Annotated in this window: 13 protein-coding genes; 8 read left to right on the forward strand and 5 right to left on the reverse strand. The window is 58.8% G+C overall.

Annotated features, from left to right (window positions below; genetic code table 11):
* Positions 1-249 precede the first annotated feature (249 nt).
* Positions 250-426 carry a YgaP family membrane protein gene (locus Q9290_RS09660; RefSeq protein WP_306079442.1) on the reverse strand — a complete coding sequence of 59 codons (177 nt, stop codon included), beginning with the start codon at positions 424-426 and terminating at the stop codon, positions 250-252.
* 160 nt (positions 427-586) lie between these two features.
* Here Q9290_RS09660 and Q9290_RS09665 point away from each other — a divergent pair, with 160 nt between their 5' ends.
* The 3 genes from Q9290_RS09665 (at position 587) to Q9290_RS09675 (ending at position 4,949) form a co-directional block, all read left to right on the forward strand.
* On the forward strand, positions 587-1,345 hold the full coding sequence (locus Q9290_RS09665) for a M15 family metallopeptidase (protein ID WP_306079443.1): 759 nt from the start codon (positions 587-589) through the stop codon (positions 1,343-1,345).
* 499 nt (positions 1,346-1,844) lie between these two features.
* Positions 1,845-3,338: an alanine/glycine:cation symporter family protein gene (locus tag Q9290_RS09670; protein WP_306079444.1), complete on the forward strand. Its 1,494-nt coding sequence runs from the start codon at positions 1,845-1,847 to the stop codon at positions 3,336-3,338.
* Positions 3,339-3,500: 162 nt separating this feature from the next.
* Positions 3,501-4,949 carry an NAD-dependent succinate-semialdehyde dehydrogenase gene (locus Q9290_RS09675; protein WP_306079445.1) on the forward strand — a complete coding sequence of 483 codons (1,449 nt, stop codon included), beginning with the start codon at positions 3,501-3,503 and terminating at the stop codon, positions 4,947-4,949.
* 175 nt (positions 4,950-5,124) lie between these two features.
* On the opposite strand, the gene Q9290_RS16495 is transcribed toward Q9290_RS09675, so the two are convergent.
* Positions 5,125-5,823: a hypothetical protein gene (locus Q9290_RS16495; RefSeq protein ID WP_371930916.1), complete on the reverse strand. Its 699-nt coding sequence runs from the start codon at positions 5,821-5,823 to the stop codon at positions 5,125-5,127.
* A 213-nt stretch (positions 5,824-6,036) separates the two neighbouring features.
* Between Q9290_RS16495 and Q9290_RS09685 the strand changes: the two genes are divergently transcribed.
* Complete coding sequence (locus Q9290_RS09685) at positions 6,037-6,870, forward strand: glycine betaine ABC transporter substrate-binding protein (protein WP_306079446.1); 834 nt, start codon at positions 6,037-6,039, stop codon at positions 6,868-6,870.
* Here the strand turns inward: Q9290_RS09685 and Q9290_RS09690 are convergent.
* On the reverse strand, positions 6,856-7,662 hold the full coding sequence (locus Q9290_RS09690; RefSeq protein WP_306079447.1) for a hypothetical protein: 807 nt from the start codon (positions 7,660-7,662) through the stop codon (positions 6,856-6,858). The genes Q9290_RS09685 and Q9290_RS09690 overlap by 15 nt on opposite strands.
* A 148-nt stretch (positions 7,663-7,810) precedes the next feature.
* On the opposite strand from Q9290_RS09690, the gene Q9290_RS09695 reads away from it, so the two are divergent.
* Positions 7,811-8,251, forward strand: coding sequence for a c-type cytochrome (locus Q9290_RS09695; protein WP_306079448.1), 441 nt, complete (start codon positions 7,811-7,813; stop codon positions 8,249-8,251).
* Positions 8,252-8,309: 58 nt separating this feature from the next.
* Here Q9290_RS09695 and Q9290_RS09700 read toward each other — a convergent pair whose 3' ends face one another.
* Both Q9290_RS09700 and Q9290_RS09705 read right to left on the reverse strand, forming a co-directional pair.
* Positions 8,310-8,801 carry a GlcG/HbpS family heme-binding protein gene (locus tag Q9290_RS09700; protein ID WP_306079449.1) on the reverse strand — a complete coding sequence of 164 codons (492 nt, stop codon included), beginning with the start codon at positions 8,799-8,801 and terminating at the stop codon, positions 8,310-8,312.
* A 110-nt stretch (positions 8,802-8,911) separates the two neighbouring features.
* Positions 8,912-10,570 carry a VRR-NUC domain-containing protein gene (locus Q9290_RS09705; protein ID WP_306079450.1) on the reverse strand — a complete coding sequence of 553 codons (1,659 nt, stop codon included), beginning with the start codon at positions 10,568-10,570 and terminating at the stop codon, positions 8,912-8,914.
* A gap of 145 nt (positions 10,571-10,715) precedes the next feature.
* Here Q9290_RS09705 and Q9290_RS09710 point away from each other — a divergent pair, with 145 nt between their 5' ends.
* The 3 genes from Q9290_RS09710 (at position 10,716) to Q9290_RS09720 (ending at position 15,289) form a co-directional block, all read left to right on the forward strand.
* Positions 10,716-11,300: a class I SAM-dependent methyltransferase gene (locus tag Q9290_RS09710; protein WP_306079451.1), complete on the forward strand. Its 585-nt coding sequence runs from the start codon at positions 10,716-10,718 to the stop codon at positions 11,298-11,300.
* Positions 11,300-14,188: a DEAD/DEAH box helicase family protein gene (locus Q9290_RS09715; protein WP_306079452.1), complete on the forward strand. Its 2,889-nt coding sequence runs from the start codon at positions 11,300-11,302 to the stop codon at positions 14,186-14,188. Before Q9290_RS09710 ends, Q9290_RS09715 begins: the two co-directional genes overlap by 1 nt.
* Positions 14,189-14,293: 105 nt before the next feature.
* A complete protein-coding gene (locus Q9290_RS09720) occupies positions 14,294-15,289 on the forward strand; it encodes a nuclease-related domain-containing protein (RefSeq protein WP_306079453.1) in 996 nt (331 codons plus the stop codon).
* Positions 15,290-15,398: the final 109 nt, after the last annotated feature.

The following is a 15,398-nucleotide window of genomic DNA, read 5'->3' on the forward strand; positions in this document are numbered from 1 at the left end:
GCCTTCGCGGAGATGACGTTCCTTCGCGGGGGGAGCACACTATTTGTCATGCCCATGTAGATGGGCATCCAGAGCATGGTGCACTTCACCTGACAACAACGCCTGATCTGAAGACATGACTGGGCCTGCAACATCACCGCAAAAAGCAACATCCTCAGGCGTCTGCTCTGGACCCCCGCCTCCGCGGGGGTGACGGGGTAAAGTGCGGGGGTGGCGGGGTAAAGTGCGGGGCGACGTTCTTTAGCCCTACTAGCTTTTAATCCCCAGCAGCTTGTACAGCGGGCAAAAGCTGACAAAGGCGGTAAGCAGGGGGATCACGCCAATCCAGCCCCAGGGGGTTTGCGGTCCTACAAACACCAGGACGATCAGCACCAGGCCCAGAATAATGCGGATCACACGATCCACGCTGCCAACATTCTTTTCCATCATGCACTCCTTTAATTTAGTTGCTTCTAATTAATAGTGTGTCATTGATTCGGGATTCGGCAAGTGACCGGGATCAAACAATCGGAGTCGGGCACGCCGGTCTTGCAAAGCAGACCGCGATTGGCGAGGCTGGAGACTTCCATAACGTGCGAGAATCCCCATGAACTTTCTTTCCCAGCCCCTGCAAAGCCTGCCCGAGCCGGACTGGGGCCAGCTGCAGGCCCTGCCCATTGTTGATAACGGCGATCCCCTGGTGCCCCTGGGGCTGGTGCCGCCGCCGCTTCGGGTTTATCCCGCCTATTTTAATCTGGGGGTGCCCGGAGCGCTGACCGAGTGCTATGTGCGTCGCTCGGTAGTGAGCCGGCTGCAGCAGGCGGCCACCATGCTGCCCGCCGGCATCGAGCTGGTGGTGCTCGACGGCTGGCGCCCGTTCCGGGTGCAGGAGTATTTGTTCGAGGCGCTGGTGGATGCCCTCAAGCGTCGGTTTCCCGATGAAGACGAGCAGGCGCTATTGGTCCGCGCCCGGCGGTTTGTGGCGCCGCCCAGCCTGGATGAAACGGCCCCCAGCCCGCACCTCACTGGTGGCGCCGTGGATGTGTGCCTGTGTGACGGTTCGGGCCAGCTGCTGAACATGGGCACCGATTTTGACGACATCAGCCCCTGGTCCTATACCGCCGCCTTTGAGGCGGTGGCAAAGCCCGGCCCGCTGGAGGCGGAGATCATCGAGAACCGTCGCCTGCTGCACAGCTGCATGACCCGGGCCGGCTTTACCAACCTGCCCAGCGAGTGGTGGCATTACGACTTCGGCAACCAGAGCTGGGCCTGGTACAGCAAGGCCCCCGAGGCCGTGTTCGGCGTGGCCCAGCAACACAGTCTGGCCGAGCGCTGGCGCACCCAGGTGGCCGGTTTCACCGGCTAACGCCGGTGGCGTTCCGCATTTTTCACTGTACCGGGCCGCTTTCGGCTGAATAATCGATGGCCGGCCCGGGTTGTTTAGCCGGTATTTCTCTTTCTCCCGCCGTTTTTTCCGCCAAAGAAAATGTGATTCTTGCAGCAAATTTGCACATTGGCCCGGTCACTCCGCCATGACAGTGCCCCTGCTGTGGCGCCTGGCTGCCCTCGTGCCCACCCTGAGAGTAAACAGCCATCTTTGGGTAAGCTTTTAAAAAATAACGGTTTACTGGCCATTCTAAAACGGCTGGTGACAACCCCATCATCCATTGCATTCGGGGTGCAAATGACTGGGTGGGAGTGGATAAATATTACTGATGGTGTTACCTACTTGTTATAAAGCCAGTTGCAGAGTAATTTTCTTGCACTTGCCGCACTCCACACAGAATCGGCGTGTTGGCAGCAAGTGACTTAGGACGATGTGCTGCATTGATGTGGCCGTCACCCGTTCAACAAAGGATGTGACCATGAACGAACTGGTTAATGCCATTAACGGCTATATCTGGAGCCTGCCCCTGATCTATCTGTGTCTGGGCGTGGGTCTGTATTTCTCCCTTCGTACCCGCTTTCTGCAAATCCGCCACATCAAGGAAATGGTGCGGCTGATGTTTCAGGGCAACTCTTCCGCCGCCGGTATCAGCTCCTTTCAGGCGCTGGCCCTGTCCCTGTCGGGCCGGGTAGGTACCGGTAACATCGCCGGTGTGGCCACCGCCATCACCTTTGGTGGTCCGGGCGCCGTGTTCTGGATGTGGGTAGTGGCCTTTCTGGGCTCGGGTACCGCCTTTGTGGAATCCGCGCTGGCGCAAATCTACAAGGAAAAGGACGACAACGGCCTGTACCGGGGCGGTCCGGCCTTCTACATCGAAAAAGGCCTCGGCATCAAGTGGTACGCCTGGGTGTTTGCGCTCTCCACCGTGCTGGCCTGCGGCATGCTGCTGCCCGGCGTTCAGGCCAACAGTATCGCCTCCGGCATTGAGCATGCCTTTGGCATTCCCACTACCGTGTCGGCGGCCGTGGTGGTAATCCTGCTGGGGCTGATCATCTTTGGCGGCGTCAAGCGTATTGCTCACTTCACCCAGATCGTGGTGCCCTTTATGGCGCTGGGTTACATTCTGGTGGCCTTTGTGATCATCGTGCTCAACATCGGTCAGGTGCCCGAGGTGGTCAGCCTGATTGTGGGCAGTGCCTTTGGCATGAAGGCGGGCTTTGGTGCCATTCTGGGCCTGGCCATTGAGTGGGGCGTGAAGCGCGGCATTTATTCCAACGAAGCCGGCCAGGGCACTGGTCCTCACGCCGCCGCCGCCGCCGAGGTGTCTCACCCGGCCAAGCAGGGCCTGGTGCAGAGCTTCTCGGTATACATAGACACCCTGTTCGTGTGCTCCGCCACCGCCTTTATGATCATCATTACCGGTGCCTACAACGTTATGGGCAAGGCCGGCGAGGCCATCGTTGAACAGCTGCCCGGCGTGGAAGCCGGCCCCGGCTATACCCAGGCGGCGGTAGAGTCGGTGATGCCCGGCTTTGGTGGCGTCTTTGTGGCGGTGGCGCTGTTCTTCTTCGCCTTTACCACCATTCTGGCCTACTACTACATCGCCGAAACCAACATCGCCTACATCAACCGCAAGGTGCACCGTCCCTGGCTGATGTTCCTGCTCAAGCTGGTGCTGATGGCCTCCGTGGTCTACGGCTCGGTGAAAACCGCCGGTCTGGCCTGGGGGCTGGGTGACATCGGTGTGGGTCTGATGGCCTGGCTCAACATCATCGCCATTCTGCTGCTGCAAAAGCCGGCGCTGATCGCCCTGAAAGACTATGAAGCGCAAAAGGCCCAGGGGCTGGATCCCACCTTTGACCCGGTCAAGCTCGGTATCAAGAACGCCGATCACTGGGTAAAGGGAAAACCTTCCCGGGCGGCGGACGCCGACGATGTTGTGGCCGCCGGTGCTCAGGTTGAACGCTCCTGATGTAACCTGCTGACATCCAAAGGCCGGACTTCGCTCCGGCCTTTTTTGTGTCTGGCAGCAGCCAAAAGCGGACACTGGTCCCAGAGTGGCAGGCCCGCTTGTGCCTATACTGGCTCAAAGCCCCCATTGTGCGAACATAGATGATTAACAAGGAGAGCGAGAATGGACAGCAGCAACGCACTGTGGCAAACCGGCTGGTACTGCAATGGCCAGTGGCAAAACACTCAAAGCAGCTACGAGGTGCTGAACCCGGCCAGTGGCGAGGTGCTGGCGCAAGTATCCCGTTGTGGGGGCGCCGAGACCGAGCAGGCCATTGCCGCTGCCGCCGCCGCCTTTGAAGACTGGCGCCATACCACGCCCAAGGAACGCACCGCCGTGCTGCGCCGCTGGAGCGATCTGATGCTGGAGCATCAGGACGAGCTGGCCGAGCTGATGGTGCTGGAGCAGGGCAAGCCGCTGGCCGAGGCCAAAGGTGAGGTAGCCTATGCCGCCAGCTTTCTGGAGTGGTTCGGAGAAGAAGCCAAACGCGCCTGTGGCGACACCATTCCCAGCCCAAAGCGGGAAAACCGGCTGTGGGTGATCAAGCAGCCGGTGGGCGTGGTGGCGGCCATCACCCCCTGGAACTTTCCCATGGCCATGATCACCCGCAAGGTGGGCCCGGCCATTGCCGCCGGCTGCACCGCCGTGGTCAAGGCTTCGAGTGTGACGCCATTGTGTGCCAATGCCCTGGCGGTGCTGGCGGAGCGGGCCGGCCTGCCGGCGGGCGTGCTCAACCTGGTGTCGGGCGACTCGGGCCCCATCGGTGAGGCGCTGATGCAAAGCTCAGCCGTGCGCAAGCTGTCCTTTACCGGCTCTACCGGCATCGGCAAAAAACTCATGGCCCAGGCCGCCGGTACGGTGAAAAAGCTGTCGCTGGAGCTGGGCGGCAACGCCCCCTTTATTGTGTTTGACGATGCCGATCTCGACGCCGCCGTGGCCGGCGCCATGGCGTCCAAGTTCCGCAACACCGGCCAGACCTGTGTGTGCGTGAACCGCTTCTATGTGCAGGACGGCATTTACGATGCGTTTGTCGCGCGGCTGGCCGAGGCAGCCGAGGCCATGAAGGTGGCGGAAGGCCGGGTAGAGGGTGCCCAGCAGGGACCGCTGATCACTCAAGACGCCCTCGACAAGGTGGAAGAGCACGTGGCCGATGCGCTGGAAAAAGGCGGCCGGCTGGTGTGCGGCGGTGCCCGCCATGCCCTGGGCGGTACCTTCTACCAGCCCACCGTGATTGCCGATGCCAGTGAAGACATGCAATTGGCTCAGGAAGAAACCTTTGGCCCGGTGGCTGCCTGCTTCCGCTTTACCGACGAGACCGATGCCATCCAGCGCGCCAACGACACCCCTTTTGGCCTGGCCGCTTATTTCTATACGCGGGATCTGAACCGGGTGTTCCGGGTGTCCGAAGCCCTGGAGTCGGGCATGGTGGGCGTGAACGAGGGCATTATCTCCAATGAGGTCGCCCCCTTTGGCGGCGTGAAGGAGTCGGGCCTGGGCCGTGAAGGCAGCCAGATTGGCCTGGATGAGTTCCTGGAAACCAAGTACGTGAACCTGGGGAGTTTGAGTCTGTAAACCTGTTTGGGTTGTGCGTAGGTTGCCGATGAGCGCAGCGAACCGCAACGTGAAGCCGGCTGTGGCATGGTGGAATTCGCGTTGCTCATTCGCACCCTACGGCACTGCAGAAAGATTCCGGCTCGCAGGCCGGAATAAACACCATCAAAAAGGGCCGCATTCGCGGCCCTTTTCGTTATTCGTTCAGTATGGCTTCCATGGCCGCTTCCCGTTGCTCTCGCGACAACTCCGGCTCGGTGCTTGCGGGCTCACTTGCAGTTGGCGCTGCCGCCTCGGCCTGCTGGTTTTCCAGCGCCTTCAGCTTTTGTTCCGCTTGCTGCAATTGCGCTCGGGTGGCGTTCAGCTCGTCTTGCAGTGGGTTGGCGGCGACCGGTGTGGCCTCGGCAGGAGCTGTGAGTGTGCCGCCCAGGGGCTGTGCCGGCTGGTTGGCGGCTTCGGTCAGCCAGCCCTGCATTACCTCGGGCCAGACCGCCGCCTTGCCGGTGTGCGACTCACTGAATACCCTGGTTTGATCGTTGGCGCTCAGCAGCACCGACATCTGGTTGCTGTCGGCGTTCCACACCAGGCCGGCCTTGTCGGCGCCGGCTTGCTGGGCGGCGCCGGACACCAGATAGAACAGCGGGCCTTGCTGTTGCAGCTCGCCGGCGGTACGCAGCAGCGAAACGGTGGTGTCGTAGTGAGGACCGAGCAGGCTGGTCATACGGGTTTTGACCACCGGTTGTTCAAACAGGTTGGTGGTATTGGGATCCAGCCCCACCATGGGTTTGAGCATGGCCCACATCAGCTGACCCGGTCCCATGGAAAGCAGGGGCGCCACGCAGGCACTGAGGGTCAGGGAAAGCAGGGCAGCCTTGATCAGGATGGACAGACGCATTCGAATATTTATCCAGGTTATTGATAATAATAGGGTTTATCTAAACGAGTCCGGTGCAGGCACATCCAGCCCGGCATCGAGTTGGCGCAAATTATCACAGCCTGAATAAAAAAAGATCAGTGTCGCTTAAAAATAACCATATGGCCGTGTAAGCCATGATTACCGCGCCATTTTTTGGCATGCTGGGCGCCTTGACCACGAGGGAATTTTCAAATGAAACACAGGCTTTTGTTGATGCTGGCACTGCTGCTGACTGCCTGCTCTCCCGCCGAGCAGCAGCATATTCGTCTGCTTAGCGGCGACTGGGATACCGCCCGGGCCACCACCGAGCTGGCCCGTCTGGAGCTGGAGCAAGCCGGCTTTGCGGTCACGGTTGAGCAGGTGCCACCGGGTCAAATCTGGTCCAGGCTGGCCAGTGGCGAAGCCGACGCCAGCCTCTCGGCCTGGTTGCCCGACAGCAGCCGCCGCCATGCCGAGCGCTTTTTCGACAAGCTGCACGATCTCGGCCCCAACGGCCCCGTGCTAAAGCTGGGGCTGGCGGTGCCGTCCTCGGCAAGGCTTAAACGCATCAGCGAGCTGGCCGGCAGCGACTATGGCGATCACCGGGTGGTGGGCATGATGCCGGGCCATGGCAGCCTGGTGCTTACCGAGCAGGCTCTTGCCCGCTACAAGCTGGATGATTACCGGCTGTTGTCCGGCTCCGGCGAGGCCTATCGTCATCTGGTAAACACTGCCATTGAGCAGCAAATGCCGGTGGTCATCGCCGCCTGGTCTCCCGGCAGCGTGATGCTGAACGACAAGCTCAAGTGGCTGGAAGACGATAATGGATTTTTTGCAAGCAGCGAGCGGGCTCACACCCTGGTGCGCCGGGGGCTGGAAGACAGCGCTCCCAGGGCTATGGAGGTGCTGAGCCAAATACGGTTGACTGAGCAGGAGCTGACCGGCCTGTTGCAGCGGGTGTCTGCCGGGCAGGATCTCACCCTGGCGGTAAACCAGTGGCGGGCCGATATGAAGGCCACATTGAATACCGCCTCAGGAGGAGGGTGACTCTTCCTTTCCCTTATTCTGATGACGCGAGCGGCGCCGTAGCAGCAGTGCTCCCAGCAGCAGGGGCAGCAGCCACCACAGCCAGCGTTGCGGTGCTTCGGCCTGCGAGTTTGAGGCCTGATGGCCAGCGCCGGCGGTGGTTCCGCTAACGGTGTGAGCAGTGCCGGTGTTGGCCGCCAGCAGAGAGCCTTCGCCGGCGGTAGCGCCGGTCAGGCTGGCGTTGTTGGTGAATTCCGTTTCGCCGGCGCCGTTGCCGCCACTTCCATTCGTGGCATTGGCGGACTGACCCGAACCGCCGCTGCCAGTGTTCGAAGCTCCGTTATGACTGCCCGAGCCACTGTCATTGGCAGCATTGCCGGTGGCGGCGTTATTCGCGGCCAGCAGGGGGCCAGTGCCTGCATTCGACGCCTTGCCCGCGATATTGGTGTTGTCGCCGGACCCCGAGCCGTTGCCGGCGGTGCTGGTGTTGTCGCCGGACCCCGAGCCGTTGCCGGCGGTGCTGGTGTTGTCGCCGGACCCCGAGCCGTTGCCGGCGGTATTGGTGTTGTCGCCGGAACCCGAGCCGTTGCCGGCGGTATTGGTGTTGTTTTCTCCTCCGCCGGTGTTATTGCCGGTGCCGTCTCCATCCTGGCCAATTTGCTCCACTGCCTGAGCCAGATCCTTCACGGTGTCGCCAAGGGTATTGCCCAGACCGGCAAAGCTGGCTGCCACCATGCCTCCCACCAGGGCGCCTGCCAGCGCATATTCCACCGTGGTCAGGCCTCCTTGTCTGCGTCGCTTCCCTGCTGCCATGCTCCCATCCTTTTTGTTGTTGAAATATCAACCAGTTTAGGGTGAGTCCTGTATATTTGCCCGCCGTGAAGCCGCTTCCCCCTGAGTGGTTACTTTTTGCCCTACAATTGACAGGGATATTGTGAATGAACAAAGGGAGTCAATTGACATGAAGCGTCTTCAACCACTCATTATGTTGCTGGTCGCCCTGGGCATCAGCGGTTGCGATCCCCAATCGCGCGGTTTCAGCCTGCCGCCGGGCGATGTTGAACAGGGCGAGCAGGTGTTTATGAACATGCAGTGCCTGAGCTGCCATACCATGGAAGGCTATGAACGACCGGAGAACACCGAAGACCTGTCCATTGCCCTTGGCGGCAAGGTGAAAAGCATTAAAACCTATGGCGAGCTGGTCACTTCGGTGATCCACCCGTCCCACAAGCTGGCCAAAGGCTACGACATGTCGAAGATTCAGACCGAAGGCGGTGAGTCGGTGATGCCGGTTTATAACAACGTGATGACGGTGTCGGAGCTGGTGGATCTGGTGACCTTCCTCGAGTCCAAATACGAGCTCGAAGTGTACGATGCCACCGATTACAGCATTCGCCACTGAGGTGATGAAGTGAAACCCGGCCCGGCGGTTGACGCCGGGCCGGGTGTTTTGGCAAGGCTCAGAGGGTCTTTGGCAGCACCTGCTCAATGGCCTGCAGGGCACAGCCTTCATCCACGGCGGCACCGCCGGCACCGGCCACGCCGATGGCTCCAATCACCTGATCACCCACCTTCAGCGGCACACCGCCGCCCAGCAGCAACAGCTCGTCCAGAGTATTGAGGTTCTCGGCTTCCGGGTTATTGCGGGCTTTTTCCGACAGCTCCCGTGACGGGGTTTTGGTGGATAGCGAGGTAAACGCCTTGCGCTGGGCCGCCAGAGTGTTGTGCGGGCCCACGTTATCGTCCCGCTGCAGCGCCACCAGGTTGCCGCCCCGGTCAACCACGGCGGCCACGGCGGTGCGGCCCTGGGCATGACAGGCGTCGAGCGTGGCATCCAGCAACTGGTTGGCAAGGGGCAGGCTCACATCGGCCCGTTGGGGAATGGCGTCGGCGGCAAAGCTAGGAGCGGCGCAGAATGCCAGGGCCAGCAGAGAAAAGCGAACGTTTTTCATGGTGGTGATTATCTCCATTAAACATGGGTTGAGAGCCAATAAACACCATTTTGCCCGCTTGCCCCCGTCAAACTGATTGCCAGCTCATTACCATTTTGTAATGGGGGCAGTCACTCCTGCCAGCTCACCTCGCACACACTCACCGGTAGCCCGTGATCCAGCATGGCCCGAATCCACAGCCGCTGGTGATCCTGCAGCCGGTCGCCTGGGCCCTTCACTTCAATCAAGCGGTAACTGCCGGTGTTCGTATTCAGCTCAATCAGATCCGGCATGCCCTTGCGGTGATGGCGCAGGTCCAGCAACAAATGCCGGAATATCGCTTCAAGATGAGCGGCGGGGATCACCGCCAACGCCAGCTCCACCAGCTCAAAAGGCAAAGACGGCCAATGCAGGAACGAACAGCTGATGCCCTGTTTTTGCCGGTATTGTTCAAGAATCAGGTGACGATAATCACCATTTGCCAGCGTGGTAAAACCGCATTCAATTTTATCGTGACGCGCCGAAGCAAAGCCCGGCCGGTACAAATCCGCCGGCCCCGCCTGAAACGGATTAAAAAAGGCGCCGCGCACCGGCGCAAACAGGGCGGGCCAGAACAAGAGCGCAAACAACCCGTTGAACAGCCGGTTCTCCACATGAAAAAGCCGGGTGTGTTCATTGGCAAAATGCGCCATGACCGCCGCTTCCACCCTGTGCTGCTCGGGCTTTTGCAACACCAGTCTGGCCGTGGGCACTTTCAGAGCAGGGGCGGCTGGCACCGTGAGTCCGGCCTTTTTGGCGCTGCGCTGCAAAATGCTGCTCAGGCTGAGGCGGGCTTCCGGCTGCTCAATCTCCGCCAGAGCCCGTTGCGCCAGCTCGGCCACTCGGGCCGGTGCATCGGATTTTTCCCGCAGGCGCAGGGCGCGAATGCGTGCTTCCCGGTGCCGGCTTTGCTCATGAAGTTCAAGGGCGAGGGCGGTGTCGCCCTGACGCTCCGCTTCCCGCCCAAGCCGAAACAGCAGCTTGTGCCGGCGGTAGTCAATCCACTCACAGTGCACCGGGGCGGGCAGGATTTCACACAGCTCGGCCACCGGCTGTTCGTCCATGCGTTCCTGCAGCCGGTGAAGCGCCAGCATGGCATTCAGCTCGGCTCTGTGCTGAAAGGGGCGCGATGCCTCGCTCAGCGACACCGGCTCAAAGCGCTGCAGGCCCAGCTCGGTAAGCACAAACTCCGACCAGTCCTGGTGCAGGTTGCCAAAAAACATCAGCCGCAGCCGGTCGAACAGCTCATGGCAGGCAAGCCCGATTACCGCAAAGGGGGCCTGGGGCCACCAGGCGGCCAGTGGCTGTGTTGCCGTGGGCTGTTCCGTTAACAGCGCCGCCTCCAGATCCCGCTTGCGGGCATTAGCGGCAAAGGCCAGCTTCGGCAAGCGGTGTTTAGCCAGCTGCACACATTCCTCGCGCCGGGCCAGGGCACACAGCTCGCTTAACGTGAGCGACGGCGCAGGCTCAACAAAGCCGGCCTCACTAAGCTCGGCAATGGCCCGTTCCACATTCGGTATCTCGGCATAAACCAGCTTGTCGGCTCGAAACAGGCAGCCCTTGCGCATCACCAGCCGCACCAGCAAGCCCTGAGCCGGCTTGCTCAGGGCCAGAAACGTTTGCAGCCGTTTGTGCTCTTCCGCCAGCCACAAATCGTGATAACGGGTCAGGCAAAACTGCACCACCTGCTGCATATTGCACAGGTAATAAAACGGGTCATCCAGCGGGGTGGGGGTGATGGGCGTGTTCATGGGCGTATTGTAGGGTGAAAAAGTGAATGGGAAAGATGACATGGATACCAGCCCAGGGCTTTCATAAACCAGTTCCGAACGAAAACGCCCACCATGCGGCAAGTTTGATACAGTAGTCTGCAACATGTATTTACCGGCAGGCCTTATGACCCTCGACTATTACCAGCAACAGGCAGACGCCTTTTTTGCCGCCACCGTGAACGTGGATATGAGTTCCCTTTATGAACGCTTTTTGCCAAGGGTGAGCAAGGGCGGCCATATTGTGGATGCCGGCTGCGGTTCCGGCCGTGACAGCAAACATTTTGCCGATCTGGGCTATAAGGTGACCGCCGTTGACGCCAGCCCGGCCCTGGTGCAAAAGGCGCGGGACTACACCGGCCTGCCGGTGGCCTGCCATGACTTTATGGCGCTGCACTGCCGGCCGGCCGTCGATGCCATCTGGGCCTGTGCGTCTCTGCTGCATGTGCCGGAAAGTGAACTGGCCGGTGTGCTGGCGCATTTGGCCGCACAGCTGAAAACCGGCGGTGTGCTGTATTGCTCCTTTAAATATGGGCGGGGCGAGGTGGTGCGCCATGGCCGCCGCTTTACCGATATGGATGAAGCCGGTCTTGAGCAGCTTGTTACCACTCTGCCGCTGGCGCTGGCGGTAAGCTGGCAAACGGCGGATTTGCGGCCCGGGCGGGAGCATGAAACCTGGCTCAATGCCCTGCTGGTGAAGGAGGCCAACTGATGCTGGAGTTGGTAACCGGCGGCGGTGAGCAGGATCCCGTGTTCAACCAGCCACTGTTAACGCCGCTGCTTGAGGCCATTAACCGGACCGGCAAGGACAGTGTCATTACCATGGTGCTGTCCTTTATTCGCCAGAGCGGACTGGTGCTGCTGAAAGAGGCCTTGCATGAAGCGCTGGGGCGGGGCGCGAGCCTGAAAATACTCACCTCCGACTATCTGGATGTGACCGAGCCGGTGGCGCTCAGGGAGCTGATGCAGCTGGCCGACCGTAAAGCCGATGTGCGCGTCTATCAAAGTACCGGCGAGGCCGGCTTTCATCTCAAGTCCTATCTGTTTATTCAGCAACAGAGCGAGCAACGGCTGCAAGGCAAGGGCTTTGTGGGCTCCAGCAATTTGTCTCGGGCGGCACTGACTCAGTCGCTGGAGTGGAGCTGGCAGCTGACCGCAGACGGCGATGCTAACAGCCCGGAGGCCACCAGCCTGTTGGCGCTGCAAACGCAGATGGAAGCGCTGTTTAACGACAGCAGAGTGGTTCCGGTTTCCAGTGAATGGATAGACGATTACCTCAAGCGTTATCGTCAAAGTCCGCTGACTCGCCTTCGGCTGGTAACCGGCGACAACAGCAGCGACGACGAAACTCTGCGAGAAACCCCCATGCCCAACAGCGTACAGGAGTCTGCGCTGGCGGCGCTGCAGGCCAGCCGGGCCGAAGGCTATCGCCGTGGGCTGGTGGTGATGGCCACCGGCCTTGGCAAAACCTGGCTGGCGGCCTTTGATGTGCGCCAGATGAAGGCTGCGCGCATTTTGTTTGTGGCTCACAGAGACGAGATTATTCGTCAGGCCCAGTCCACTTTTATTCACATGAACCCGGACGCACACACCGGCCTGTATACCGGCGAGCAGAAAGAGCAGGCCAACTGGCTGTTTGCTTCGGTACAGACCCTGGGCCGGGATGCGCACCTCAGGCAGTTTGACCGGGAGCACTTCGATTACATCGTGGTGGACGAATTTCACCATGCCACGGCATCGTCCTACCGCCGGCTGCTGGATCACTTTACGCCTCGTTTTTTACTGGGGCTCACCGCCACACCGGACAGAACCGACCAAGGGAATATTCTGGCTCTGTGCGACGACAACCTGGTGTTTGAGTGCCACCTGCGGGAAGCCATTGAACGCCGCCATCTGGTGCCGCTGGTGTATCACGGTATTTATGACGAGCACATCAACTACGAGGAAATACCCTGGCGCAATGGCCGCTTTGATCCCGACGCGCTGGAGCATGCCTTTGCCAGCAAAAAGCGGGCTAAACACGCTCTTGAACAGTGGCGGCGGCTGGGGCGCAGCCGCACTCTGGCGTTTTGTGTGTCGGTGCGCCATGCCGAATTTATGGCGAAAATCTTCAAGGATGAAGGTATTGAATGTGCCGCCGTATATGCCGGATCTTCGCTGCCGCGCAATCAGGCGCTTAAGGATCTGGCCGAAGGCCGGCTGAGCGTGATCTTCTCGGTAGACTTGTTTAACGAAGGCACGGATCTTCCCGCCATCGACACTCTGCTGATGCTGCGGCCCACAGAGTCGCGCATTGTGTTTTTGCAGCAGCTGGGCCGTGGCCTGCGGCTGCATCCCGGCAAGCAGGATCTGATGGTGATCGATCTGGTGGGGAATCACAGATCCTGCCTGTTCAAACCCTGGCAACTGCAGGAGGCGCTGGGTGGATCCGGCACACCGGGAGAAACCGATATTACTCTGCCGCCCGGCTGTTATATCAATCTTGATCCTCAGGTCGTAGAGCTTGCCGAGCGGTTGCGTTACGGCAGCCGGGTGAGGGTGGCTGATGATTATGTGCGGCTGCGGGATCAGTTGGGATCCCGGCCCTCGGCGGTACAGGCCTTTCAGGCCGGCATCGACTTTACCAAGCTGCGCAAGCAGCACGGCAGCTGGTTTGGGCTGGTGCAGGAGCAGGGCGATCTGCCAGCAGACGCTGAGCGAGTGCTGCAAAAACTGAGCGACTTTCTGCTGACCGGTATTGAAACCACCAAGCTGACCAAGTGCTTCAAGCTGATATTGCTGCAGGCTTTGCTGGAGCTGGACGGTCTGCGAGAGTCGCCCTTGCTCACCGAGCTGGCGGCGCAGTCCCGGCTGGTGCTGGAACGCCATCCGGACCTGTTTGCACTGGACCTGCCCGAGCCACAACAGGCCATGGCGGCAGACTCGCCCCAGTGGCTGAGCTATTGGAACAGAAATCCGGTGAAACACAGCACCAGTGGCAACAGTCATTCTCAGGCTGATTACTGGTTTGAGATTAAGGAAGATCGGCTCTGCCCGCGCTTTACTCTGCCCGTGAACGAGCTGGATACCCTGCATGAGATGATGCAGGAGCTGGTGGATTTGCGGCTGGCTGAATATCGCCGGCGCAAGAACAAAGCACAGACGCTGCAGAAAACGACAATCTCAACTCCAACTGCTGAAGTGGTGGAACTGCCCTTTTATCCGGATCTCAGGATCGCCTGCGGCCATTTCAGAACCGGCAGCAGTGAGCATGCCGACATGATGGGGGTATTCGAGACGGGGATCAGTATCGATCCCGAGCGCCACTTTCTGGCCAGAGCCTGCGGCCACTCCATGAATGGCGGCAAACATCCGGTAAACGATGGTGATCTGCTGTTGCTGGAATGGATCATGCCCGATGCCGCCGGCAGCATCAGCAACCAGACGGTGGCCATAGAGCGGCAGGATCAAGCCGGTGACGATCAATACCTGCTGCGGGTAGTGCGCAAAACCGCCGAGGGCGGTTACCTACTGCATGCCACCAACCCGGACTATGAAGACATGATCGTTACCGACGAGATGAAGCCGTTTGCCAGGCTGAAATCGGTGCTGAAGGGATAGCTTGGTGTCAGGAAATATTATATTTTCGATTATCTGATTCTAATTACAAAAGGTTGCAGTTAAGTAGTAGCAGCACAACGAGAGAAGAGAGCTTGAGGGAAGCAAATGACGATTCTTAAGAATAAAGAGCCTATGACTTCTGTAGATCCTCGCTGGATTGCCGGTGATAAGCAGGAGCGGGACGTAGCTTTTTATCTGAGACGAGCTTTCAAGGATGATGAGAACATTCTGGTACTCAATGATTACTGTTTTACCCATCTTGGAGAAACGGCTCAGATTGATCATCTTATTGTTCACCGCGCCGGTTTTATCATTATCGAGTCCAAAAGCATTTACGGTGAGGTAAAGCTGAACTCTCAGGATGAGTGGTCCCGTAGTTACCAAGGACGGTGGAGTGGTATGCCATCGCCCATTATTCAGGCCGAGTTACAAAGAGACTTGTTACGCTCCTTTCTGAGTGCGAACGTTGAGCACTTCTTGGGCAAAGTGCTTGGTTTACAACTGCAGGTTGGTCGCCGGGAGTGGGACGTACTTTGCACAGTGTCTAATACTTGTATATTGCACCGCGATACTATGACTACGGATATGAATAAAAAGGTCGTCAAAAGTGAGTCTATTGCGGAGCAGGTGAAAAGTATTGGCGGTTACTCATTATTAGGCGTAGCGCTTTCAAGTAAAGCTTATTTTTCTATGAAGGATTTTCAGCGAATCGGCGACTTTTTAATGGCGTCTGTCACTAGTCCTGAGCATGCAAGCGTCAGTGAAGCATTATCAGAAAATTACGCTTGTGAAGTTGAAAAGGAAGTTAAGCAAGAGAGCCAAACTAAAGCAGATGTGCCTGCTAACGCTCAGAATAAAGATATCAAAAGTGAAAAAGAGATTGGACTGAACTGCAAAAACTGCGGTAGCAACGATCAGTTAAGTGCCCATTATGGAAAGTATGGTTACTACGTCAAATGTGGGCATTGTGGAGTTAATACATCGATGAAAATTAAGTGCCCTTCCTGTGGCATTTACCCAGCGAAAGTCAGTAAATTTGGTAACGAATATTGGTTGAGTTGCCAATGCACTTTTGTAGGGAAGCTCTATGAACAGCGATGATACGACTATGTTTCGTTTAGCTTGTTTCTTTCCACATCATAAACCGCGTTGCGTGTTTTTGTTTAAAACACGCAACGCTTGCCTGTAATCCCCCCGTCACTTTGCCCAA

It is taken from the genome of Oceanimonas aquatica, from assembly GCF_030732065.1.
GTDB lineage: Bacteria > Pseudomonadota > Gammaproteobacteria > Enterobacterales > Aeromonadaceae > Oceanimonas.